We start from the raw sequence: 23,086 nt of genomic DNA on the forward strand, positions 1-23,086 counted from the left end.
CATGCAGGACGAGCCGACCCCGATCGAGCTGACCAAGTCAGTCGCCGATTTCCTCCGCAACGACATCACGCCGCTGATCTCCGGCCACCAGGCCTTCAAGCTGCGCGTCGCCATCAACATCCTCGACCTCGTGACGCGGCAGCTGACGCGGGAGGCGGGGAGCGACGCGGAGGAGGTGGAGCGCCTGCGCGCGCTGCTCGGCATCGACGGCTCGGTCATGGAGCTCAACCGCGCGCTCGCCGATCGCATCGCCAGGGGCGAGGTCGATCTGGCAACCCCCGGCCTCACCGAGCATCTGTGGGCAACCACGATGGACAAGCTCGCGGTCGATCAGCCGAACTATGCGTCCTACAAGCGGGAGCTGGGGAGAGGCAAGTAGGTCTCTCTCCGTCATTGCGAGGAGCGCAGCGACGAAGCAATCCAGAATGGTCTCCGCGGAGGCAGTCTGGATTGCTTCGCTGCGCTCGCAATGACAGTGTTGAAACAGGCGCGCGGTTCTCTCAAGTCGTCATTCCGGGGCGTCGCGAAGCGACGAGCCCGGAATCCATTCATCCACCGCCTCGGACCCTCGATGGATTCCGGGTTCGCGCCCAAGCGGGGCGCGCCCCGGAATGACCGCGCAGAGCGCGGTCACTTCCCCACCCATTTCGGCGGTCGCTTCTCGGAAAACGCCTTCGGACCCTCGATGTAATCCTGCGAGGCGACCATCGCCTGCACGGCCGGATAGTCGCGCTGCTCCGCGATGGCCTGCTCCAGCGACACACCGAGCCCCTTCTGGATCGCCTGCTTCGAGGCGCGGATCGACATCGGCGAGTTCTTGGCGATCATCTCCGCCCAGCGCAGCGCAGCCGTCAGCGCCTCGCCCTGCGGCACCACCTCGTTGACGAAGCCGAGTTCGAAACCTTCCTTGGCGCTGACATGGCGCGCGGTGAGGATCATGCCCATGGCGCGCTTCAGCCCGATCTGGCGCGGCAGGCGGTGCAGGCCGCCGGCGAGTGCGGCTAGTCCAACGCGCGGCTCGGGCAGGGCGAAGGTTGCGTTCTCCGCGGCGATGATGAGGTCGCAGGCCAGCGCGATCTCGAAGCCGCCGCCCATGGCGACGCCGTTCACGGCGGCGATGATCGGCTTGTCGCAGTCGAAGCGTGAGGTGAGGCCGGCAAAGCCGCCCTTGTCCCAGCCGCGCTTTCCTCCCGCCGCCTGCCACTTCAAATCATTGCCGGCGCAGAACGCCTTGTCGCCGGCGCCGGTGACGACCGCGATCCACTGTTCGGGATCTCCGGAGAAATCGTCGAATACTTTTTGCAATTCGAAATGCGCGTCGGTGTGCAGCGCGTTGTAGACCTCGGGGCGCGACAGCGTCACGATCGTGATCGGCCCCTTGCGTTCCACCTTTGAGAATTTCAGCTCCATCGCGCGCTCCCGGATTTTCTTTCGAAGGAATATTGGCGCCATACTACCGTGCGGGTGCGTCTGAGCACCATCGAATTGCGCTGGTGCGCCTTGCGCCATCGTCACGTCTCGGCTTGCTTGACTTGCACGCGCTCTTCTCACCTTAATCGTGCCAAGAAAGAATGCGCCTAGCGCCTTAACGCAAAACGATAAAATCAATCCGGGAGAGAACCTGTGGATTTCTCATTGCCTGCCGATCTCGTCGCCTATCTCGGAGAGCTCGACCGTTTCATCGAGCGCGAGATCAAGCCGCTCGAACAAGCCGACGACAACATCCGCTTCTTCGACCACCGCCGCGAATGGGCGCGCACCGATTTCGAGACTGGCGGTCTGCCGCGCCACGAATGGGAGGCGCTCCTGCGCAAGGCCAAGGATCTCGCCGACGCTGCCGGGCATCTGCGCTTTCCGGTGCCGAAGCAATATGGCGGCAAGGACGGCTCCAATCTCTGGATGGCCGTGATCCGCGAGCACTTCGCCGCAAAGGGTCTCGGCCTGCACAACGACCTGCAGAACGAGCACTCCATCGTCGGCAACTTTCCCGTCGTCACCATGCTCGACCGCTACGGCCGCGACGACCAGAAGGCGATGATCGACGGCTCGATCAGGGGCAAGTACCGCATCACCTTCGGCCTGACCGAGCCGCATCACGGCTCGGACGCAACCCACATGGAGACGCGCGCCGTGCCCGCGACGCGCGACAACGTCAAGGGCTGGATCATCAACGGCGAGAAGATGTGGACCACGGGCATGCATGTCGCCACGCACTGCGCGCTGTTCGCGCGCACCAGTGGCAATGACGGCGACGCCCGCGGCATCACTTGCTTTCTGGTGCCGGCCAAAAGTCCCGGCGTGAAGGTCGAGGAGTACATGTGGACCTTCAACATGCCGACCGACCATCCCCGCGTCAGCTTCACCGACGTCTTCGTGCCGGAGGATGCCTTGTTCGGCGAGGTCGGCCGTGGACTCTCATTGGCGCAATGCTTCGTGCACCAGAACCGCATCCGTCAGGCCGCGAGCTCGCTCGGCGCCGCCGTCTTCTGCATCAATGAGAGCGTGAAGTATGCACGCGAGCGAAAGCCGTTCGGTAAGGCGCTTGCCGAGAACCAGGCGATCCAGTTCCCGCTGGTCGAGCTCGCCACGCAAGCCGAGATGCTGCGCCTCTTGATCCGCAAGACCGCCTGGGAGATGGACCAGCTCAACGAGGAGCAGATCGAGCGCACGCTGTCCGACCGCGTCTCCATGTGCAATTACTGGGCAAACCGCCTCGCTTGCGAATCCGCCGACCGCGCCATGCAGGTCCATGGCGGCATGGGCTATTCACGCCACAAGCCGTTCGAGCACATCTATCGCCATCACCGCCGTTATCGAATCACCGAGGGCAGCGAGGAGATCCAGATGCGGAAAGTGGCGGGGTTCTTGTTCGGCTATATGGGACCGGGCAAGCATTGAGGCATGCACCGCTATCGTAGGGTGGGCAAAGCGGAGCGTGCCCACCGTTCTTCTTGCAAATGAAGAATCGTGGGCACGGCGCTTTGCGCCTTTGCCCACCCTACGGTACCGCTTCTTGTGGAGGCACTCTGGATTGCTTCGTCGCATCAGCGCAAAATTGCTACGCAATTTTGTCGCGAGCTCCTCGCAATGACGGGGAGAGAGGCGCACTGTCTCCACACCGTCATTGCGAGCGAAGCGAAGCAATCCAGAAATGTCACCGCGGTGGTGCTGTGGATTGCTTCGCCATTTCGCGATCAATTCACACGTCGATCCTTCCCCGCCCAATACGGCTCGCGCAGCTGCCGTCGCAGGATCTTGCCTGACGGATTCCTCGGCAGCGCCGGCAGGAACTCCACGCTCTTCGGCGTCTTGTAGCCGGCGATGCGCGTGCGGGTGAAGTTGATGATGTCGGTGGCGGTCGCCTCCTTTCCGGGCTTCATCACCACGACCGCCTTCACCGCCTCGCCCCATTTGTCGTCGGGCACGCCGATCACGGCGGCTTCCGCGACGTCGGGATGGTCGCATAGCGCGCTCTCGACCTCGGCCGGATAGATGTTCTCGCCGCCCGAGATGATCATGTCCTTGATGCGGTCGTGGATGTAGAGATAGCCGTCCTCATCCATGTAGCCGGCATCGCCGGTGCGCAGCCAGCCGTCGCCGCGCAGCGTCGCGGCGGTGGCTTCCGGCAGATTCCAATAGCCCGCCATGTTGGAGCCTGAGCGCGTTGCGATCTCGCCGACCTGGCGCGGCGGCAGCGGTTTGCCGTCCGGATCCAGAATCGCGACCTCGACGCCCGGCAGCGCCTTGCCGGCCGATCGCATCCGCTCCAGCCCTTCGACGTGATCCTCCGGCGGCAGCGCGACGATGGTGCCTGTCGTCTCGGTCATGCCGTACATCTGCACGAAGCCGCATTTGAAGACTTCGATGCATTCCTTCAGCAGTGCTGCGGGAATCGGCGAGGCGCCGTACAGCATGTATTTCAGTCGCGAGAAGTCGACCGTCCTGGCGCGGGGCTGCCGCACCACGAATTGCATCGCCGCCGGTACCATGAACAGCTTTGTGATGCCCGACTGCTCGAAGAAATCCAGAACCTTGGTCGGATCGAACTCGCGCGCGATCACGCCGCGAGCGCCGTGATAGAGACCCATCACGCCCCATCCGGAGCCGCCGATGTGGAAGATCGGCATCGCAACCAGCGAGACGTCGTCGGTCGACCATCGGTTCCATTCCGGCTTGTCCTCGGCGTTGCCGGTCTGCACCAGGTTGAGGAAGTTCGCGTGGCTCAGCATTGCGCCCTTCGGCTTGCCCGTGGTGCCCGACGTGTAGAGCTGGATCGCGATGTCGCGGGTCGCGATCGGCACCTTGGGATCGTCGCCGCGCTGCGCATCGCGCCACGCCGTGAAATCTGGCCATTCCGGCGCGCCGCCCTCGGTGGTGATGATGGTGCGCACGCCCGGTATCTGGTCCCTGATCTGGCGCACCTGTGTGATGAATTCGGGCCCGACGAACAAAACCGGCGCCTTGCAATCCGAAACGATGAAGGCGACCTCGGGCCCCGCGAGCCGCCAGTTCACCGGCGCCATCACCACGCGAGCCTTCATCGCACCCATCAAGAGCTCGAAATAGATGTCGCTGTTCTTGCCGAGATAGGCGATGCGGTCGCCCTTCGTCACGCCCATTGCCAGGAGCGCGTTGGCGACCTTGTTGGTCTTGATGTCGAACTCGGCGAAGCTGGTGGTGCGGCCTTCGAACTCGTAGGCGATGGCGCTGCCGCGGCTCTTCGCACGCTCGCGCACCATGTCGGCGAGGTTCGCCAGTTTCGGTGAAGCGGACATGTTTCTCCCGTGGAGTTTTGTTTTTATACCGGGGAGTGTGGCGTCATCCGCGGGTGAAGACAAGATGGGACAACATCAGCCGCGGTTCGTGTCCCGGACGCTGCGCAGCACGTAGTGATGCGCTGCAGAGCCGGGACCCAGCAGGCTACTTTGTGCGAAGAGAGATGGGCCCCGGCTCTGCAGCGCACCACGTCGCTCCGGACGATGCTTCGCATCGCCGGGGAAGCGCTGCGCTGCGTGCGGGGCACGAGAAAGCATCATCCCCGCTTCGCGCGGTCCTTCTCGTTCTGCGCCATGATGCTCTCGCGCGCCGTTTTCCAATCGTCGTCGCTCCAGTCGCGGAGCTGGTAGAAGTTGCCGCCCATGGCCAGCGCCTGGGCGCCGTCCATGGCGATGGTCTCGCCGTTGATCCAATCGCAGCCGCCGGAGATCAGGAACACGGCAACGTTCTGCAGTTCCTCCATGGTGCCGACGCGGCCCATCGGGTTCATCGCCTTGGTGCGCGCGCCGGCCTCGTCGCCCGGCTTGATGCGCTTGCTCATGCCCTCGGTCGGGATCTCGCCCGGGGCGATGGTGTTGAGGCGGATGCCGTGTCGTCCCCATTCGGTGGCAAGCGACATCGTCATGGCGTGGATCGCCGACTTGCTCATTGCCGACGGCACCACGTAGGGCGAGCCGTTGCGCACCCAGGTCGTGGTGATCGAGACGACGTTGCCGGGCTGCTTCAAGTCGATCCAGCGCTTGCCGACCGCATGTGTCACGTAGAACGTGCCGTGCATGACGATGTTGGCGACCGCATCGAAGCCGCGCGGCGAGAGCTCCTCGGTGCGCGAGATGAAATTGCCGGCCGCGTTGTTGATGAGATCGGTGAGGGGACCATCGCGGAAGATGGTCTCGATCATCTCCTCGACCGCGAGCGCGTTGCGGATATCGACGGCGTGGCTGGTGACGCGGCCGCCGTAGCGATCCATCAGCTCGGTCGCGGTTTCGTCGCAGACGATCTTGCGCCGGCCGCAAATGTGCACCTCGGCGCCGAGCTGCAGGAATCGTTCCGCCATCGATTTGCCGAGACCGGTGCCGCCGCCGGTCACGAGGATGCGCCGGCCGGCCAGAAGATTTTCCTTGAACATGGGTGTTTCCCCCGTAGGGATTGTCCGTTAATTGGTCGATTGACTAAATCCGGCCGCCGTCGTCCTGTAAAGCGGCACCGAACAAGAACAGGGGAGAATTGATCCATGGAAGATCGCGTCTCGATCTCGATCTCGGAAGGCGTCGCCGACGTGCGCCTGGTGCGCGCCGACAAGATGAACGCGCTGGATCAGCCCATGTTCGAGGCCCTGGTCGCCGCAACCGATCGGCTTTCGAAGGAAAAAGGCGTGCGCGCCGTCGTGCTCTCGGGCGAAGGCCGCGCCTTCTGCGCCGGGCTGGACATGGGGCGTTTTGCCGCCATGAAGGAGAAGGGCGGCAACGGAATTCCGGGTGGCGAAAATCGCGATCTCACGGTGCGCACCTATGGCAAGGCCAATTTTGCGCAACAGGCGGTGTGGGGCTGGCGCCAGCTTCCGATGCCCGTGATCGCCGCCGTGCACGGCGTCGCCTTCGGTGGCGGCTTCCAGCTCTCGCTCGGCGCCGACATGCGCTTTCTCAGCCCGGATGCGCGGATGTCGATCATGGAGATCAAATGGGGCCTCGTGCCCGACATGGCAGGCACGCCGATCCTGGCCTCGCTGGTGCGCGACGACATCCTGCGCGATCTCACCTACACCGGGCGCATCTTCTCCGCGCAGGAGGCGATGGCTTACGGCCTCGCCACGCGCATCTGCGACGATCCGCGTGCTGCGGCGCTGGACGTCGCGCGCGAGATCGCAGGAAAAAGCCCCGATGCGATCCGCGCCGTCAAGCGGATGCTGAATAATCTTTCGGTCGATCCGGGCCCGGCGCTGCTCGCCGAATCCGTCGAGCAGCAGAAGCTGATCGGCAGCCCGAACCAGACCGAGGCGGTGCGCGCCAACCTGGAGAAGCGCGCGCCGAAGTATGTGGATTAGCCTCCTGTCATTCCGGGATGCGCCGTAGGCGCAGGCCCGGAATCCATCGAGCCGCATCGTCCGCTGTGAAATGGATTCCGGGTTCGATGCTGCGCATCGCCCCGGAATGACGACACAAACCCCAACAAAGAAAAACAACAAATGAACGAAACGTCCCACTTCCTCGGCATCGTCTCCGGCGAGCGGCGCCGTTCCCACGCCGAGGTCGCTGACCGCGCCGACCGCATCGCGAGCGGCCTTGCCAAAATCGGCGTCCGCCAAGGCGATAGCGTCTGCATGCTGATGCGCAACGACATCGCCTTCCTGGAAGCTGCCTACGCCGCGATGCGGCTGGGCGCCTATGGCGTGCCGATCAATTGGCACTTCAAGCCGGAGGAGATCACCTACATCCTGAGGGATTCCGGCACCGCAGTCCTGATCGCCCATGCCGACATGCTGCATGGTTTGCGCTATGCGATCCCGCGTGGCGTCACCGTGCTCAGCGTGCCGACGCCGCCCGAAATCCGCTCCAACTACAAGATCGATCCGGATCATCTGACGACGCCGAGCTTCGCGATCGACTTCGAAGCCTGGCTCGCGCAACATCCGCCCTATGACGGTCCGATCGTGCCGCAGCCCATGAACATGATCTACACGTCGGGCACGACCGGCCATCCCAAGGGCGTCCGCCGCAAGGCGCCGACGCCGGATCAGCAGGCCGCCGGCGAGCGCATGCGCGCGATGATCTACGGGCTGAAGCCCGGCGCCCGCGCAATCCTGCCGGGCCCGCTCTATCATTCCGCGCCGAACTCGTTCGGCATCCGCGCCGGAAAACTCGGCGGGGTGCTGGTGCTGATGCCGCGCTTCGAAGCGGAGGAATTCCTGCAGGCGATCGAGCGCTTTGAGATCGACACCATCTTCATGGTGCCGACCATGTTCATCCGCCTGATGAAGCTGCCGGAGGCGGTGCGCAAAAAGTACGACGTCTCCTCGCTCCGCCACGTCATCCATGCCGCCGCGCCATGCCCGGCCGACGTCAAGCGTGCCATGATCGATTGGTGGGGGCCGGTGATCTACGAATTCTACGGCTCGACCGAATCCAGCGCCGTGACCTTCGCGACCTCCGAGGATGCGCTGAAGAAGCCCGGCACCGTCGGCAAGATCTCGCCCGGCGCCGAGCTGCGCTTCATCGGCGAGGACGGCCGCGTGCTCGGCGTCGGCGAAATCGGCGAGATCTATTCCCGCATGGCCGAGATGGCCGACTTCACCTATCACAACAAGCCGGAGAAGCGCGCCGAGATCGACCGCGACGGCTTCATCACCTCCGGCGACGTCGGCTATATCGACGATGACGGCTACGTCTTCATCTGCGACCGCAAGCGCGACATGGTGATATCGGGTGGCGTCAACATCTATCCGGCCGAGATCGAATCCGTGCTGCACGCCGTATCAGGCGTGCATGATTGCGCCGTGTTCGGCATCCCCGACGCCGAGTTCGGCGAAGCGCTGATGGCGGTGGTGGAGCCGCAACCCGGGATCGCGCTCGCTGCCTCCGATGTCCGCGCCGCGCTGAAGGCGCATCTGGCCGACTACAAGGTGCCCAAGCACATCGAGATCCGCAGCGGCCTGCCGCGCGAAGATTCCGGAAAAATCTTCAAGCGCCGCCTGCGCGATCCCTATTGGGAGCAGGCGGGCCGGAAGATCTGACGATATCGTAGGGTGGGCAAAGCGGAAGCGTGCCCACCAATTTCGCTTACGTCCTGCATCGGGCTCGACCTGCGCAAGGAGCGCGACGGCAACGGCCGCAGCGCCGCGTCATCGCCGACCGCGATCAACCATGAAGGTCTTCATAGAGAAGCGCGAGCCGAAGATCGATGAGCGGTAGCCGAGACTTCCTGGTACGCGCTGGAGTAGCAATCATCGATCGGCTCGGCTAGATTGGCGTACCCACGCCAACCCCGCTGCGATCATCCATGCCCTCGTACCGTGCCAGTCCTGGTTTCTTCGAAGTCCCCCATGCCGCCGTCTACGTGCTGATGACGGTCACTGTCCTCGCGTCGGGTTTCTGCTTCATCCTGGCGGGCGGCACGTCGGCGCCGGCGGAGTTGCTGTATCGGTCCGGCGGCATGTATGCGGCCGCAATCGCGCGGCACGAATACTTGCGCCTCGTCGCGTATGGCTTCTTGCACGTTGATTTCGTCCACCTCACCATGAACATGTTGTGCCTGGTGCTGTGGGGGGCGCATCTCGAGCGGCGAGTCGGGCCAGCCTATTTTCTTATCATCTACCTTTGCGCGATGGTGTTCGGTGCCGTCATCGGCAACGGCATCCATTCCACGCCTTATTTGACAGTCGGGGCGTCCGGCGCCACGTCGGGCATCCTCGGCGCGCTGCTCTGCCTGTGGATACTCGGCAAGCTCGACGTCGGGTTCGACTTCTTCGCTATAAACATCGGATTGAACATTGCGTTCGCGTTCGGCAGTTCGAGGGTCGACTGGGGCGTTCATCTCGGCGGTTTTGCAGCCGGATTGATCACTTGCGCATTGCTCGACCTTGTCGAAAAAGCGAATGCCTGGACGCTTCGTTGCAAGTTTCCCGAGATCGTCAAGGTTAACCTGACCCTGCTAGCCTGCGTCATCGCGCTGTGGGTCTGGAGCGGTCCGGCTCAGAGCATCGCTACCGCCGCTTCCGCATGGGGGCTGCTGGTCGTCATCGTGGTCGCATGCTGTGCCGTCGTGAAGATGGTCGATCTCGCGCTCTCTATGAAAAAGGGGCTCGCGGTCGTCGTGCCGGCCCTGGCCGGAGCGAACGCTGCTGCAGTGCTGTTGTGCGGCTGGGCGTTGGCATTTGCTTGCTGGCCGCACATGCCAATTGGATACATTCCGCTCGACCTGTTTCTTGTCATATTCTGCCCGAATTCCATTCTCATCTCGGGACTTGCCGCGGTTGGCGTCGCCGCGCTGACGCTTTGTCTCGGTGCGAAGGAGATTTTGCGAGGGATCGCGGATGTTGGATTCGTCGGCACGTCACTGCGAGCCGAACGCAGTCGTCGCCACGGTCTTTGATTCCGGAGATCGCGCCTATATATGCCAGCCTGCTCCACGTGGATATAATCTCGAGGCTCCTAAATCCCATGGCTCCCGTATCCATTCTCCTCAACATCCTCTGGATCCTCATCGGCGGCGCCTGGATGGCGTTCGGCTGGGTGATCGCTGCGGTCATCATGGCCATCACCATCATCGGCCTGCCCTGGGCGCGGGCGGCGTTCAACATCGCCGTCTACACGCTGCTGCCGTTCGGCTCGCGGGCGGTCAATCGCTATGACGTCACCGGCATGAGCGATATCGGCACCGGCCCGCTCGGGGTGATCGGCAATATCATCTGGTTCGTTCTGGCCGGCTGGTGGCTGGCGCTCGGCCACTTGTTGACCGCACTGGCGCTCGCCATCACCATCATCGGCATCCCCTTCGCCTGGGCCCACCTGAAGCTCGCCGGCATCGCGCTCTGGCCGATCGGCAAGGTGATCGTGCCGGCATAGGGTGAAGGCGCAGAACACGTAGGATGGGTAGGGCGAAGCGAAACCCATCATCTGCTCATCTGATGATGAAACATGATCAGTTTCGCTTCGCCGGGATGTCCCGAGCACTGCGAGACCGCGAAGGCATGTTTGTTGACAAGGCCGGTCATTCTCGTGCCCCGGACGCAGCGCAGCGCTCCCCCGGCGATGCGAAGCATCGTCCGGTTCAGCGATGCGCTGCAGAGCCGGGGCCCATGTCGCGGCACATGTGCTCTGTCGCTCCTCGGTCCCGGACGCGCTGCAACGCTAAGGGGCGTTGCAGCGCGTCCGGGACAAGAAATCTTCGCCCCGCCGCGCCGCCCCCAACTTCATCTTGCACTGCGGCAGAAAAATATCGCACACTCCGCCGGACCGGGCCGCCAAGGGCGCGAGCAGGGGAGCGAGCCATGTCCCTCCAGACCGTACCATCCGACGCCACTGAGCTTCGCCCCAACCGCCCTGAGGATGTTCAGGCCATGGAGGCCGATGCCCGGCTGCGGGACGACATCCGCCTGCTCGGGCGCATTCTCGGCGACACCGTGCGCGACCAGGAGGGCGCCGAATTGTTCGACCTGGTCGAGCGCATCCGCCAGACCTCGATCCGGTTCCACCGCGACGAGGACCGGCTCGCCCGCCGCGAGCTCGAGCAGATCCTCGACAGCATGTCGACCTCCGAGACGGTGCGGATCGTCCGTGCCTTCAGCTATTTCTCGCATCTTGCCAACATCGCCGAGGACCAGAACAACATCCGCCAGATGCGTGCGCGCAGCGCCGCAAAGAACGGCGGCTCCGGCGTGCTGGCGGAAACGCTGGCGCACGCCAAGGCGGCGGGCATCGGTCCCGATCAGCTCCGCAGCTTCTTCAAGACCGCGCTGGTCAGCCCGGTGCTGACCGCGCACCCGACCGAGGTCCGCCGCAAGAGCACCATGGACCGCGAGATGGAGATCGCAGCCCTGCTCGATCGCCGCGAGCGTGTCGCCATGACCGCGGAGGAGGCCGATGCCGGCGACGAGCAGCTGCGCCGCGAGGTGCTGACGCTGTGGCAGACCAATCTCTTGCGCCGGACCAAGCTCACCGTGCTGGACGAGGTCGCCAACGGCCTGTCGTTCTACGACTACACCTTCCTGCGCGAGGTGCCGCGCCTCGTCAACGTGCTGGAGGACCGGCTTGAGGAGGGCGGCGAGGCGGCCGCGAGCGAGCTTGCCTCGTTCCTGCGGATGGGCAGCTGGATCGGCGGCGATCGCGATGGCAACCCCTTCGTCACCGCCGACGTGATGCGCGGCACGCTGCGGCTGCAGTCGAGCCGGGTGATGCAGTTCTATCTGAACGAGCTGCACGTGCTCGGCGCCGAGCTGTCGATCGCAGCCCATCTCGCCGACGTCTCGGAGGAGCTGCGCAATTTGGCGGAGCGCTCGCCGGACACCTCGCCGCATCGGAGCGGGGAGCCCTATCGCCTCGCGGTCTCAGGCATCTATGCCCGGCTCACCGCGACGGCTGAAAAGCTCGAAGTCGAGATCACGCGCCGGCCGGTCGGCAAGGCGGCGCCTTACGAGAGCGTCAGGGAGTTGCAGGCCGATCTCGACGTGCTGCACCGCTCGCTGATTTCCAACAATGCCCGCGTCATCGCCCGCGGCCGGCTGCGGCTGTTGCGCCGCGCGGTGGACTGCTTCGGCTTCCATCTTGCCCGGCTCGACATCCGTCAGAACTCGGCGGTGCACGAGCGCACCATCGCCGAGCTGATCGACGCCGCCAACCCCGGCATGTCCTATCTCGCGCTCGGCGAGGAGGCCCGCATCTCGCTGCTGACGAACGAGTTGCGCTCGACGCGCGCGCTGGTCTCTCCTTTCGTCAAATACAGCGACGAGACCATGGGCGAGCTCAACGTGTTCCATGCCGCCGCGGAAGCGCATGCGAAGTTCGGCTCGGACGCCATTCCCCAATGCATCATCTCGATGTGCAAGGGCATGTCCGACATGCTCGAGGTCGCCGTGCTCTTGAAGGAGGTCGGCCTCGTCCATCCTTCCGGGCGCAGCGCCATCAACATCGTGCCGCTGTTCGAGACCATCGAGGACCTGCAGGCCTCGAGCAGCATCATGGATCGCATGCTGTCGCTGCACGATTATCGCCGCCTCGTCGACAGCCGCGGCAGCGTGCAGGAGGTCATGCTCGGCTATTCCGACTCGAACAAGGACGGCGGGTTCGTCACCTCGGGCTGGGAGCTCTACAAGGCCGAGATCGGCCTCGTCGAGGTGTTCGAGCGCCATCACGTGCGCTTGCGCCTGTTCCACGGCCGCGGCGGCTCTGTCGGGCGCGGGGGCGGGCCGAGCTATGACGCCATCGTCGCCCAGCCCGGCGGCGCGGTGAACGGCCAGATCCGCATCACCGAGCAGGGCGAGATCATCTCGTCGAAATATTCCAACGCCGAGGTCGGCCGCAACAATCTGGAAATTCTCGCCGCCGCGACGCTGGAGGCGAGTCTCCTGCATCCGCGCCAGAGCGCGCCGCGCCGCGAATATCTGACCGCGATGGACGAACTCTCGAATCTCGCCTTCAAGGCCTATCGCGGCCTCGTCTACGAGACCGAAGGCTTCGTCGATTACTTCTGGTCGTCCACCGTCATCAACGAGATCGCCACGCTCAACATCGGCAGCCGTCCGGCCTCGCGCAAGAAGACCCGCGCGATCGAGGATCTGCGCGCCATTCCCTGGGTGTTCTCCTGGGCGCAATGCCGCCTGATGCTGCCGGGATGGTACGGTTTCGGCAGCGCGGTCGAGCAGTGGATCGCGGAGCATCCAGAGCAGGGCATGCCGTTCCTGAAAGAGCTCTACAAGGAATGGCCGTTCTTCCGCATGCTGCTGTCGAACATGGACATGGTGCTGGCTAAGAGCTCGATCGCGATCGCCTCGCGCTATGCCGAGCTCGTGCCGGACGAGGCCTTGCGCGAAAAGATTTTTGGCCGCATCCGCCGCGAATGGCATTCCTGCATCGAAACGCTGCTCGACATCATGGGCCAGGACCGGCTGCTCCAGGGCAACCCGCTCTTGGAGCGCTCCGTGCGCCACCGCTTCCCCTATCTCGATCCGCTCAACCACGTGCAGGTTGAGCTCTTGAGAGAGCACCGCGCGCAGAACCCTGACGAGCAGGTGCTGCGCGGGATCCAGCTGACGATCAACGGCATCTCGGCGGGGTTGCGGAATACCGGGTAGCTGCAACGTCGTTCCGGGGCGCCCGAAGGGCGAACCCGGAACCTCGACGTCACCAACTCACGGCTTCATCGCGCCCTGCACGCTGGTGTAGACGGCATAAAGCGAGGTCGATCCGCAAATATAGAGCCTGTTGCGCTGCTGGCCGCCGAAGCACAGGTTTGCCACGGTCTCGGGAATGTGGATCTTGCCGAGCAGTTCGCCCGAGGACGTATAGCAGCGCACGCCGTCTTCGTTCGGATCGCCCCAGCCAACCGAGCACCAGACCCGCCCCTCGGTGTCACAGCGAACGCCATCGGTGATGCCGGGCTTCGGCATGTCTGCAAAGACCTTGCTGTTGGAGACCTTGCCTGCCGCGACGTCGAGGTCGAACACGCGGATATGCGAAGGATTGTCCGGCCCGTCGGTGAACCCGGTGTCGCAGACGTAGAGCTTCTTCTCGTCGGGTGAGATGGCAAGCCCGTTGGGCTCGACAAAATCGTCGACCACGACCTTGACCTCTCCGGACTTCGGATCGACGCGGTAGACGTTCTTCTTGTCCTGCTCGGGCTCGGCCTTGATCCCCTCATAGAAACCGCCGATGCCGTAGGCGGGATCGGTGAACCAGATCGCACCATCGGCAGTCACCACCGCATCGTTCGGGGAGTTCAGCCGCTTGCCGTTGTATTTGTCGGCAATGATCGTGATCGAGCCGTCGAGCTCGGTCCGCGTCACACGCCGGCCGCTGTGCTCGCAGGTGATCAGGCGTCCCTCGCGATCGATCGTGTTGCCGTTCGAGTTCATCGAGGGCTGGCGATAGACGCTGAGGTGACCGTCGTCCTCGCAGAAACGCATGATGCGGTTGTTCGGAATGTCGCTGAACAGCACGTATCGGCCGGCTGCGAAATAGACGGGCCCCTCGGCCCAGCGGAAGCCGGTTGCGACACGCTCGACCGCCATGGTGCCGGCGAAGGCCGGAAAGCCGGAAGGACCGAAAGTCGGCGGTCCCTTCTTGGCCGATTCCAGATGAGAGTCGGGGTAGCGGCTGCCCGGCAATGGTCCGAGCGGCAGCGGCGCCGTCGATCTCGTCGGTGCGCCGGTCTGGCCAAGGGGCGCGACGGAAGCCGCCAAGGCTCCGTTCAAGGCTCCGTTCATGGTGACGCCCGTCGCCGCGACTGCGGCGGCAGCGCCCTTCAACAGCGTGCGGCGCGCGAGAGAGGGCTCGCTGCTATTTGCGGGAATGGTCAGTGGTTTTGGTCATGGTTGCCTCCCGATTTTTTTATTGGGAGCAAACCATCCGCCCGCAATCGGGCGTAAAGCGGGCGATCTCCGGCTGGACAACCGGAGATCGCGATGCAGCAAAGGCAGGGATCGGTTACACCGGATCCCAAGTGAAGATGTCGGCGGAGCGGTCGAGCTTGTAGAACGAGCCCTTCAGCGCCGGCATGCCGTGTTCCGCAATCGACTGCGGCGTCCAGCCTTCGCTCCGCTGCACCGAGCGGATCGGGCGGTTCTGGCTGAACAGGAAGATCTCGTTCATGCGCACGCCGAAGATCTGGCCGGTGACGTCCTTGGCGGAATCGCCGAGCAGATAGCCGCAGAGCGGGGCGATCTTCTCCGGGCCCATCTGCTTGATTTTCTCGACGCGCGCCTTCTCCGCGTCGGTCTCGGTCGGGATGGTGCCGATCATGCGCGTCCAGGCGAACGGCGAGACGCAATTGGAGCGGACGTTGAAGCGGCCCATGTCGAGCGCGATCGACTTCGACAGCCCGACGATGCCGAGCTTGGCCGCCGCGTAGTTGGCTTGGCCGAAATTGCCGATCAGGCCCGAGGTCGAGGTGAAGTGCACGAACGAGCCCGATTCCTGCTCGCGGAAGATGCGCGCCGCGGCGTGGCTGACGTAGAACGAGCCCATCAGATGCACCTTGATGACGGCCTCGAAGGCTTCCACGCTCATCTTGTGGAAGATCATGTCGCGCAAGATGCCGGCATTGTTGACGACGCCGTCGAGCCGGCCGAAATGATCGGTCGCGGTCTTCACGATCTTGCTGGCGGGAATAGCTTCCGCAACGCTCTCGAAATTGGCGACCGCCGTGCCGCCGCGCTTCTTGATCTCCTCGACCACCTCCTCGGCGGGCGCCGCGTTCGCGCCCGCGCCGTCGGCAGCTCCGCCGGGATCGTTGACGACGACCTTGGCGCCCTCGGCCGCGCACAAGAGCGCAATGTCGCGCCCGATGCCGCGCCCTGCGCCAGTGACGATGATGACCTTGTCTTGCAGTGATTTGCTCATGTGGGTTCTCCGCTATTCGCCTTAAATTCCGCCGTCATTCCGGGGCGCGCCACTTGGCGCGAGCCCGGAATCCATTTCTCCGCCTCGCTCGCTGCACGATGGATTCCGGGCTCGTCGCTTCGCGCCGCCCCGGAATGACAGCAACTACCTCTCGTTCGTGAACACGATCGTGCCGCTCGCGGCGAACATGCCGCCGACGCCGTGGCACACCGAAATCTTCGCGTTCGGCACCTGCGCCGGCGCGATCCCGCGCATCTGGCGGACACTCTCCTGCAGCGCGTACATGCCGTACATGCCCGAATGCATGTAGCTCAATCCGCCGCCGTTGGTGTTGAGCGGCAGCTTGGCCCCAGGCCGCGTGTTGCCGTCGGCGATGAATTGGCCGGTTTCTTCGTACGGCATGAAGCCGAGATCGCCGAGGCCGAACAGCGGCAGATGCGCGAATGCGTCGTAGATCATGAGATGATCGACGTCCCCGTGCGCGATGCCGGCCTCCTTGAAGGCCAGCGGCCCCGCCGTCTTGAACGCACGCGAGGAGTTGAACGTCTCCATCTGGCTGACCATCGGCGTCTCGACGCTCTCGCCGGTGCCCATGATGTAGACCGGCTTCCGCGGAAAATCCCTGGCGCGGTCGGCCGAGGTCAGGATCAGCGCGCCGCCGCCGTCGGTGACGAGGCAGCACTGCAGCAGCCGGAACGGATAGGCGATCATGCGCGAGTTGAGGACGTCAGTGACCGTGATCGGATCCTTCATCATCGCCCGCGGATTCTTCGCCGCCCATTCCCGCTGCACCACCGCCACTGAAGCCAATTGCTCGTGGGTAATGCCGTAGGTCTTCATGAAGCGCAGCACGGGGATCGGGAACATGCTGGGCGGGCCGTAGACGCCGTAGGGCGCCTCGAACTGGCCGTTGAGGCTGTCGGCCGGCGTCGAGCGCGGCAATTTGCCGATCATCGACTTGCCGCTCTCGGCGTGGGTGATCAGCACCGTCTTGCAGAGACCCGCCTCGATCGCCGCCGCCGCGTGCCGGACATGCAGCATGAAGGAGCAGCCGCCGACCGAGGTGCCGTCCACCCAGGTCGGCTTGATGCCGAGATAATGGCAGACCTGCTGCGGCGTTTCGACCGCGGTGGCAAAGCCGTCGATGTCGGAGAGCTTCAGCCCGGCGTCGGCAATGGCGTTGAGCGCGGCGTCCGCATGCAGCTGGAGCTGCGAGGCGTTGGGGATGACACCGAGCTCGGTGGTCTCGGCTGCGCCGACGACGGCAACCTGGTTCTTGCGCATGGTCTACCCCTTCGCCGGACGGAAGACGGGAAGGGTGATCTTGTCGTCGAGCTCCTGGAACGCGACCTCGAGCTTCATGTCGAGCGCGAGCGCCTCAGGCGTCTGCGGGCAGTCGATGATGTTGCTCATCATCCGCGGGCCTTCGTCGAGCTCGACCACCGCGATGGCGTAAGGCGGCGTGAAGCCGGGCGCGGCGGGCCGGTGGTTGATCACGTAGCTGTAGAGAAAGCCCTTGCCGCTCGCCTTGAAGATGCTGACCTTGCGCGAGGCGCAGGAGGGGCAGAACGGGCGCGGCGGGAAATAGACGTGGGCGCAGGCATCGCAGCGCTGCAGGCGCAATTCGCCGGCCTTGGTGCCATCCCAGAAATGCTGGGTTTCCGGCGTCGGTTTCGGTCGCGCGCGCTGCGGTTCGGCCATGTTGGCGGCTCCTCCCAAGAGTCTCCCGAGCGACAGGCCTCGCGCCCGCCGGTTTCGAACTTGATGCGACAATCGACCATGGCGCGTCAACGGTCCAGCAATGCGCATGCATGCCATCATGCGCACAATGCTTGTGTCGAGCTGAGCCAGCGCTATAGATTGCGCGCGAATATTCCGTGAGACAGACATGCCCGATTTTCCGACACTGGCGCAGCTCGCCGAAGACCTCGAAAGCGGCCGCACCACCTCCCGCAAGTTGGTCGAGGCCTGCCTCGCCAGGATCGCCGACCCCGCCGGCGAGGGCCAGCGCGCCTTCATCCATGTCGACAAGGACGCCGCGCTTGCGGCCGCCGATGCGATGGATGCCTTGCGCAAGGCCAAGGCGGCGCCGTCGCCCTATGCCGGGATTCCCATCTCGATCAAGGATCTCTTCGACATCAAGGGGCAGACCACGCGCGCCGGCTCCCGTGCGCTCGACGATTCCGATCCGGCGGAGCACGATGCGGCGGCGGTCGCGCGGCTGCGCAAGGCCGGCTTCGTGCTGATCGGGCGCACGAACATGACCGAGTTCGCCTATTCCGGCATCGGCATCAATCCGCATTACGGCACGCCGAAAGGCGCCTGGAACCGGGCCGTGGGCCATGTGCCCGGCGGCTCCTCCTCGGGCGCCGCGGTGTCCGTGCTCGACGGCATGGCGCATGGCGCGCTCGGCACCGACACCGGCGGCTCCTGCCGCATTCCGGCCGCCTATAACGGCATCGTCGGCTACAAGCCGACGCAGCGCCGCGTGCCGCTGGACGGCGCGGTGCCGCTGTCGTTCTCGCTCGACAGCATCGGGCCGCTGGCGCGATCGGTCAGCTGCTGTGCCATACTCGATGCCGTGCTCGCGAGCGAGCCCATCGTCGCGCTGAAGCCGCGGCCCGTGAGGGGCATGCGGCTCGCGGTGCCCACCACGATCGCGCTCGACGATCTCGACGCGGCGGTCTCCGAGACCTTCGAACGCGCGCTGAAGACGCTCGCCGATCACGGCGCCATCATCGAGCGGATCGAGATGGCGGAGTTCCACGACGTCGGCCCGATGAATGCCAAGGGCGGCTTCGCGGCCTCCGAGAGCTATGCCTGGCACCGCTATCTCATCACGGCCAAGGGCGACGTCTACGATCCCAGGGTCGCCGTGCGCATCATGCGCGGCGAGGCGCAGAGCGCAGCCGACTACATCGACCTGCTCAACGAACGCCGCTCGCTGATCGCGCGCGTCAACGCGCGCATGGCGCCCTATGATGCCCTGGTGCTGCCGACGACGCCCAACACACCGCCGAAGATCGCCGACCTCGCCGACGATCAGGCCTTCACCCGCGAGAACATCCGCGCCTTGCGCAATTGCAGCCTGATCAACCTGATCGACGGTTGCGCCATCTCGCTGCCCTGTCATCGCGAGGGCGACGTTCCCGTCGGCCTGATGCTGGCGGGCGCAGGCGGCTCGGACCATCGCATTTTCGAACTTGCCGCCGGCATGGAGGCCGTCATTCGTGTTTGACCTGACTTTCACCATCGACGCCAAGGACGCCACCACGCCGCTGACGCTGGCGATCGACCAGCTGGTCATCGCCGGCTGGACCGGCCGCGACACGGTCGCGCGCGACAAGCACATCGCCGAGCTGGAGGAGATGGGCATCGCCCGCCCGGCCTCGACGCCGATCTACTACCGCGCCTCGGCGCGGCGGTTGACCCAGGAAGACAGCATCGAATGCACCGGTGGCGATTCCTCCGGCGAGGTCGAGTTCGTGCTGATCGGCTGGCAGGGCCGCATCTTCGTCGGCTGCGGCTCCGATCACACCGACCGCAAGGTCGAGGCCTACAGCGTCACGGTCTCCAAGCAGATGTGCGACAAGCCGATCGCCTCGACGCTCTGGGAGCTCGAGGACGTGATCGGCCATTGGGACAAGATGATCCTGCGTTCCTACGCCACCATCAAGGGCGAGCGTGTACTCTACCAGGAGGGCACGCTGGATGCGATGCTGCCGGTCGCTGACCTCATCGCGCGCGGCTTTGGCGGTGGCAAGTTCCCCGACGGCAGCGCCATGTTCGGCGGCACCTTCGCCGCCAAGGGCGGCATCCGCCCCGCCGACCGTTTCGACTTCGAGCTGGAGGATCCCGTGCTGAAGCGGACGATCCGGCACGGGTATGACGTGACGACGCTGCCGGTGCGGGGCTGAGTTCTCTCCTCACCGTCATTGCGAGCGCGACTCTCTCCTCCGTCATTGCGAGGAGCCCTTGCGACGAAGCAATCCAGACTGTCTCCGCGTAGAGATTCTGGATTGCTTCGCTTCGCTCGCAATGACGGGGAGATAGTCATCGGAAATCGGGTGGCGGAGGGCGAGTCTGCTTTGCGAAGGTCGCAGCCATGACAGCAACAGCACGCAAATCGCCCCAGAAGCCATCCGCCGACCTCGTCGCCCACGTCGATGCCCTCGACTGGCCCCAAATCACCGCCGAGCTCGATTCCCAGGGCTGCGCCGTCCTGAAGAACCTGCTGACGCCGGACCAATGCCGCGCCATCGCCGCGCTCTACCCGGACGATGCGCACTTCCGCAGCCGCATCGTCATGGGCCGCCACGGCTTTGGCCGCGGCGAGTACAAGTACTTTTCCTATCCGCTGCCCGATCTGATCGCGCAGCTCCGCCCCGCGCTCTACGCGCATCTCCAAGCCGTCGCCAATCGCTGGAACGGGGCGATGGGGATCGACATCCGTTATCCCGCCTCGCATGCGGCGTTCCTGAAACGCTGCCACGACGCCGGGCAGGCGCGGCCGACGCCGCTGCTGCTGCAATATGAGGCCGGCGACTACAATTGTCTGCACCAGGACCTCTATGGCGAGCACGTGTTCCCGCTCCAGGTCGCGATTCTGCTCTCCGAGCCCGGACGCGATTTCACCGGCGGCGAGTTCGTGCTGACCGAGCAGCGCCCACGCATGCAGTCGCGGGCCGAAGTGGTGCCGCTGGCGCAGGGCGATGCGGTCGCCTTCGCTGTGCATCATCGCCCGGTGCAGGGGACACGCGGCACCTACCGCGTTAATCTCCGCCACGGCGTCAGCCGGATCAGGTCCGGCCAGCGCCACACGCTGGGTGTGATCTTCCACGAGGCCAAATGAGCGCTGGATTGACGGGTGATTTGTTCGACAGCGTCGCCGAGGCGCAGCCGCCGCGCGAGGCGATCGCCGACGGCGCCGTGCTGCTGCGCGGCTTCGTCAAGCCGATCGAGAGCGGGCTGATCGACGCCGTGCGCGCCATCGTGGCGCAGTCGCCGTTCCGACGGATGACGACGCCCGGCGGCCATCAGATGTCGGTGGCGATGACCAATTGCGGCGAGCGCGGCTGGATCACCGATCACACCGGCTATCGCTACGACCCCATCGATCCGCGCACCGCTGCCCCATGGCCGGCGATGCCGCCGCTGTTCGCCGATCTCGCCCGCCGCGCCGCGGAGCAGGGCGGCTTTGAACGTTTTGGCCCCGATGCCTGCCTCGTCAATTGCTACGAGCCGGGCACGCGGCTGTCGCTGCATCAGGACAAGGACGAGCTGGATTATTCCGCACCGATCGTCTCGGTCTCGCTCGGCCTGCCCGCGACCTTCCTGTTCGGCGGCCTCGCGCGCAGCGACAAGCCGCGCCGCTTCCGGCTCGTCCATGGCGACGCGGTGGTCTGGGGCGGGGCCAGCAGGCTCGCCTACCACGGCGTCGCGCCGCTCGCCGACGGCGAGCATCCGCTGCTGGGAAGGAAGCGGATCAATCTGACTTTTCGCAGGACGCGCTGACCTTGTCATTCCGGGATGCGCCGTAAGGCGCAGGCCCGGAATCCATACTCCCGATCGTGGTTATGGATTCCGGGCTCGCGCTACACGCGCCCCGGAATGACAGTCTACGGCTTCGGCGGGTGAATGAAGGCCCAGGGGCTGACTTCGGAATCCCTGGGCACCTCGACGGAAATCAGCACCGGCCCGCCGTGGCCGAGCGCTTTCTCCATCGCCGCCTTGAACTGCTCCGGCGCGGTGACGCGCGCGGCGGCGACGCCAAAGGACTCCGCGAGCTTGACGAAATCCGGATTGGCGAGGTCGGAGGCCACGACGCGGCCGTCGAAGCGTTCGCGCTGGTCGCGGCGGACATTGCCATAGGCGTTGTTGTTGAACACCAGCGTCACCACGCCGATGTTGAACTGCACGGCGGTGGCAAGCTCCTGCACGCCGAACATGAAGCCGCCGTCCCCGGTGATGGCGACGACCGGTTTGTCGGGATTGGCGACCTTGGCGCCGAGCGCAGTCGGAAAGCCCGAGCCGAGCGTGCCCTGGTAGCCCGAGGTGATGAAGGTGCGCGGCTGGTAGATCGGAAAGCCGTACCAGGAGGCGAAGCCGACTTGCGACAGTTCGTCGGTGACGATCGCGTCCGCCGGCAGCACCTCGCGCAGGATCTTGAGATAGGCCATCTGCGGCTGGATGCGCTGGATCTCGGCTTGCGCTGCCGCGGTGGCCTCGCGGATCGCGCCGCGCCGTCCGGAGGTCTTGCTGTAGCCGGCCTTGCGCACGGCGGCGGCGAGCTCGCGGGTGGCGGCCTTGGCATCGGCGACGATCGCGGTGTCGGACGAGAACCGCCGCATCTCGACCGGATCGATGTCGATGCGGATGCTCTTCAGGCCAGCGGGCCGATATGGCCAGCGCGACATGGTCGGCAGCTCCAGCCGCGTGCCAATGCCGATCATGAGATCGGTGTTCGGCCACAGCCTGTAGGCGGCGGCCATGGTGAGCCCGAGCTCGTGCGCATTGGAGACGATGCCGCGGCCACTGCGGAAGGCGACCACGGGCGCATCGATCATCTCGGCGAGTTCGAGGATCTCCTCACCCGCTTCGATCGCGCCGCTGCCGACGAAGATCATCGGCGCCTTGCTCGCCTTGATCAGCGCTGCCGCCTGCTTGATCATATCAGGGTCGGGCTGCGGCGCCGGCAGCGGCTCCAGCACCTGCGCAGGCATTGTTGCCGCGCGCTGGGTGAAGACGTCCCAGGGCATCTCGACCGAGGCGGGACCGCGCCGCCCAGACATCATCTCCTGGAACGCGCGCGCCACGATTGTCGGCGCGTTGCCGGGATATTCGATGCGGTCGGCCCATTTCACATAGGTGCGCAAGGTCGCGAGCTGGTCCGGCATCTCATGGAGATGGCCGCGGCCCTTGCCGAGGAATTGCGTCGGCACCTGGCCGGTGACGCACAGCACCGGCTCGTTGCAGCCATAGGCAGTGAGCAGCGCCGCGCTGGCATTGAGCACGCCCGGGCCGGGCACGACGCTGAACACGCCGGGCCGGCCGCTGGCGCGCGCATAGCCGAACGCCATGTAGCCGCAGGCCTGCTCGTGCCGTGCGCCGATCACCTTGAGCTGCGCCTGATGGAAGGCGTCGAACAGGCCGTAGACCTGCGCGCCGGGCAGGCCGAACACGGTGTCGACGCCGTGGGCGACAAGCCCGCTTACGATCGCTTCGCCGCCGGTGAGGGTGGTCATTTTGGCACTTCCATT

19 protein-coding genes are annotated in these 23,086 nt (G+C 65.0%); 11 read left to right on the forward strand and 8 right to left on the reverse strand.

Annotated elements, in window-relative coordinates:
* The first annotated feature begins 1 nt into the window (after position 1).
* Positions 2 to 379, forward strand: coding sequence for a DUF6285 domain-containing protein (locus tag XI05_RS36550; RefSeq protein ID WP_271510791.1), 378 nt, complete (start codon positions 2 to 4; stop codon positions 377 to 379).
* A 251-nt stretch (positions 380 to 630) separates the two neighbouring features.
* On the opposite strand, the gene XI05_RS36555 is transcribed toward XI05_RS36550, so the two are convergent.
* Positions 631 to 1,410 carry an enoyl-CoA hydratase-related protein gene (locus tag XI05_RS36555; protein WP_271510793.1) on the reverse strand — a complete coding sequence of 260 codons (780 nt, stop codon included), beginning with the start codon at positions 1,408 to 1,410 and terminating at the stop codon, positions 631 to 633.
* Positions 1,411 to 1,623: 213 nt separating this feature from the next.
* Here XI05_RS36555 and XI05_RS36560 point away from each other — a divergent pair, with 213 nt between their 5' ends.
* Positions 1,624 to 2,898, forward strand: coding sequence for an acyl-CoA dehydrogenase family protein (locus tag XI05_RS36560; protein ID WP_271510795.1), 1,275 nt, complete (start codon positions 1,624 to 1,626; stop codon positions 2,896 to 2,898).
* A 296-nt stretch (positions 2,899 to 3,194) separates the two neighbouring features.
* Here the strand turns inward: XI05_RS36560 and XI05_RS36565 are convergent, their stop codons facing one another.
* A complete protein-coding gene (locus XI05_RS36565) occupies positions 3,195 to 4,775 on the reverse strand; it encodes a fatty acid--CoA ligase (RefSeq protein ID WP_271510796.1) in 1,581 nt (526 codons plus the stop codon).
* 257 nt (positions 4,776 to 5,032) lie between these two features.
* A complete protein-coding gene (locus tag XI05_RS36570; RefSeq protein WP_271510798.1) occupies positions 5,033 to 5,905 on the reverse strand; it encodes an SDR family oxidoreductase in 873 nt (290 codons plus the stop codon).
* 105 nt (positions 5,906 to 6,010) lie between these two features.
* On the opposite strand from XI05_RS36570, the gene XI05_RS36575 reads away from it, so the two are divergent.
* From XI05_RS36575 to ppc, 5 genes are all read left to right on the forward strand, one after another.
* Entirely contained in the window at positions 6,011 to 6,820 is an 810-nt protein-coding gene (locus XI05_RS36575; RefSeq protein WP_271510800.1) for a crotonase/enoyl-CoA hydratase family protein, read from the forward strand.
* 141 nt (positions 6,821 to 6,961) lie between these two features.
* Positions 6,962 to 8,506, forward strand: coding sequence for an acyl-CoA synthetase (locus tag XI05_RS36580; RefSeq protein WP_271510801.1), 1,545 nt, complete (start codon positions 6,962 to 6,964; stop codon positions 8,504 to 8,506).
* Positions 8,507 to 8,772: 266 nt separating this feature from the next.
* On the forward strand, positions 8,773 to 9,864 hold the full coding sequence (locus XI05_RS36585) for a rhomboid family intramembrane serine protease (RefSeq protein ID WP_271510803.1): 1,092 nt from the start codon (positions 8,773 to 8,775) through the stop codon (positions 9,862 to 9,864).
* Positions 9,865 to 9,932: 68 nt separating this feature from the next.
* Complete coding sequence (locus XI05_RS36590; RefSeq protein ID WP_271510805.1) at positions 9,933 to 10,337, forward strand: YccF domain-containing protein; 405 nt, start codon at positions 9,933 to 9,935, stop codon at positions 10,335 to 10,337.
* Positions 10,338 to 10,762: 425 nt separating this feature from the next.
* The gene (ppc, locus tag XI05_RS36595) at positions 10,763 to 13,561 is read left to right on the forward strand and encodes a phosphoenolpyruvate carboxylase (protein WP_271510807.1); all 2,799 of its coding nucleotides are present in this window, start codon (positions 10,763 to 10,765) and stop codon (positions 13,559 to 13,561) included.
* Between the two features lie 57 nt (positions 13,562 to 13,618).
* Here ppc and XI05_RS36600 read toward each other — a convergent pair whose 3' ends face one another.
* The 4 genes from XI05_RS36600 to XI05_RS36615 all read right to left on the reverse strand — a co-directional run bounded on the left by XI05_RS36600 (position 13,619) and on the right by XI05_RS36615 (position 17,528).
* On the reverse strand, positions 13,619 to 14,497 hold the full coding sequence (locus tag XI05_RS36600; RefSeq protein WP_271511922.1) for an SMP-30/gluconolactonase/LRE family protein: 879 nt from the start codon (positions 14,495 to 14,497) through the stop codon (positions 13,619 to 13,621).
* A gap of 415 nt (positions 14,498 to 14,912) precedes the next feature.
* Positions 14,913 to 15,827, reverse strand: a complete 915-nt coding sequence (locus XI05_RS36605; protein WP_271510809.1) for an SDR family NAD(P)-dependent oxidoreductase — start codon at positions 15,825 to 15,827, stop codon at positions 14,913 to 14,915.
* A gap of 144 nt (positions 15,828 to 15,971) precedes the next feature.
* Entirely contained in the window at positions 15,972 to 17,111 is a 1,140-nt protein-coding gene (locus XI05_RS36610) for a thiolase C-terminal domain-containing protein (RefSeq protein ID WP_260375471.1), read from the reverse strand.
* Positions 17,112 to 17,114: 3 nt separating this feature from the next.
* Entirely contained in the window at positions 17,115 to 17,528 is a 414-nt protein-coding gene (locus XI05_RS36615; RefSeq protein WP_271510810.1) for a Zn-ribbon domain-containing OB-fold protein, read from the reverse strand.
* A gap of 187 nt (positions 17,529 to 17,715) precedes the next feature.
* On the opposite strand from XI05_RS36615, the gene XI05_RS36620 reads away from it, so the two are divergent.
* The 4 genes from XI05_RS36620 to alkB all read left to right on the forward strand — a co-directional run bounded on the left by XI05_RS36620 (position 17,716) and on the right by alkB (position 21,341).
* Positions 17,716 to 19,065 (forward strand): amidase, encoded by a 1,350-nt coding sequence (locus XI05_RS36620; protein WP_271510811.1) that lies wholly within the window; start codon positions 17,716 to 17,718, stop codon positions 19,063 to 19,065.
* Positions 19,058 to 19,744: a DUF2848 domain-containing protein gene (locus XI05_RS36625; protein ID WP_271510814.1), complete on the forward strand. Its 687-nt coding sequence runs from the start codon at positions 19,058 to 19,060 to the stop codon at positions 19,742 to 19,744. Before XI05_RS36620 ends, XI05_RS36625 begins: the two co-directional genes overlap by 8 nt.
* A gap of 188 nt (positions 19,745 to 19,932) precedes the next feature.
* On the forward strand, positions 19,933 to 20,679 hold the full coding sequence (locus tag XI05_RS36630; protein ID WP_271510816.1) for a 2OG-Fe(II) oxygenase: 747 nt from the start codon (positions 19,933 to 19,935) through the stop codon (positions 20,677 to 20,679).
* A gap of 8 nt (positions 20,680 to 20,687) precedes the next feature.
* A complete protein-coding gene (gene alkB / locus XI05_RS36635) occupies positions 20,688 to 21,341 on the forward strand; it encodes a DNA oxidative demethylase AlkB (RefSeq protein WP_271511924.1) in 654 nt (217 codons plus the stop codon).
* A gap of 104 nt (positions 21,342 to 21,445) precedes the next feature.
* On the opposite strand, the gene XI05_RS36640 is transcribed toward alkB, so the two are convergent.
* On the reverse strand, positions 21,446 to 23,071 hold the full coding sequence (locus XI05_RS36640; RefSeq protein ID WP_271510818.1) for a thiamine pyrophosphate-dependent enzyme: 1,626 nt from the start codon (positions 23,069 to 23,071) through the stop codon (positions 21,446 to 21,448).
* Positions 23,072 to 23,086: the final 15 nt, after the last annotated feature.

Origin of the sequence: Bradyrhizobium sp. CCBAU 11357 (genome assembly GCF_028128865.1) — a bacterium.
In the GTDB taxonomy this organism is placed as follows: Bacteria; Pseudomonadota; Alphaproteobacteria; order Rhizobiales; family Xanthobacteraceae; genus Bradyrhizobium.

Bases quoted from the DNA above. Each gene is read 5' to 3' on its own strand.
- XI05_RS36550 (WP_271510791.1), top strand. From the start codon at position 2: ATGCAGGACGAGCCGACCCCGATCGAGCTGACCAAGTCAGTCGCCGAT.
- XI05_RS36555 (WP_271510793.1), bottom strand. From the start codon at position 1,410: ATGGAGCTGAAATTCTCAAAGGTGGAACGCAAGGGGCCGATCACGATC.
- XI05_RS36565 (WP_271510796.1), bottom strand. From the start codon at position 4,775: ATGTCCGCTTCACCGAAACTGGCGAACCTCGCCGACATGGTGCGCGAG.
- XI05_RS36570 (WP_271510798.1), bottom strand. From the start codon at position 5,905: ATGTTCAAGGAAAATCTTCTGGCCGGCCGGCGCATCCTCGTGACCGGC.
- XI05_RS36575 (WP_271510800.1), top strand. From the start codon at position 6,011: ATGGAAGATCGCGTCTCGATCTCGATCTCGGAAGGCGTCGCCGACGTG.
- XI05_RS36580 (WP_271510801.1), top strand. From the start codon at position 6,962: ATGAACGAAACGTCCCACTTCCTCGGCATCGTCTCCGGCGAGCGGCGC.
- XI05_RS36585 (WP_271510803.1), top strand. From the start codon at position 8,773: ATGCCCTCGTACCGTGCCAGTCCTGGTTTCTTCGAAGTCCCCCATGCC.
- XI05_RS36590 (WP_271510805.1), top strand. From the start codon at position 9,933: ATGGCTCCCGTATCCATTCTCCTCAACATCCTCTGGATCCTCATCGGC.
- ppc (WP_271510807.1), top strand. From the start codon at position 10,763: ATGTCCCTCCAGACCGTACCATCCGACGCCACTGAGCTTCGCCCCAAC.
- XI05_RS36600 (WP_271511922.1), bottom strand. From the start codon at position 14,497: ATGGCGGTCGAGCGTGTCGCAACCGGCTTCCGCTGGGCCGAGGGGCCC.
- XI05_RS36605 (WP_271510809.1), bottom strand. From the start codon at position 15,827: ATGAGCAAATCACTGCAAGACAAGGTCATCATCGTCACTGGCGCAGGG.
- XI05_RS36610 (WP_260375471.1), bottom strand. From the start codon at position 17,111: ATGCGCAAGAACCAGGTTGCCGTCGTCGGCGCAGCCGAGACCACCGAG.
- XI05_RS36615 (WP_271510810.1), bottom strand. From the start codon at position 17,528: ATGGCCGAACCGCAGCGCGCGCGACCGAAACCGACGCCGGAAACCCAG.
- XI05_RS36620 (WP_271510811.1), top strand. From the start codon at position 17,716: ATGCCCGATTTTCCGACACTGGCGCAGCTCGCCGAAGACCTCGAAAGC.
- XI05_RS36630 (WP_271510816.1), top strand. From the start codon at position 19,933: ATGACAGCAACAGCACGCAAATCGCCCCAGAAGCCATCCGCCGACCTC.
- XI05_RS36640 (WP_271510818.1), bottom strand. From the start codon at position 23,071: ATGACCACCCTCACCGGCGGCGAAGCGATCGTAAGCGGGCTTGTCGCC.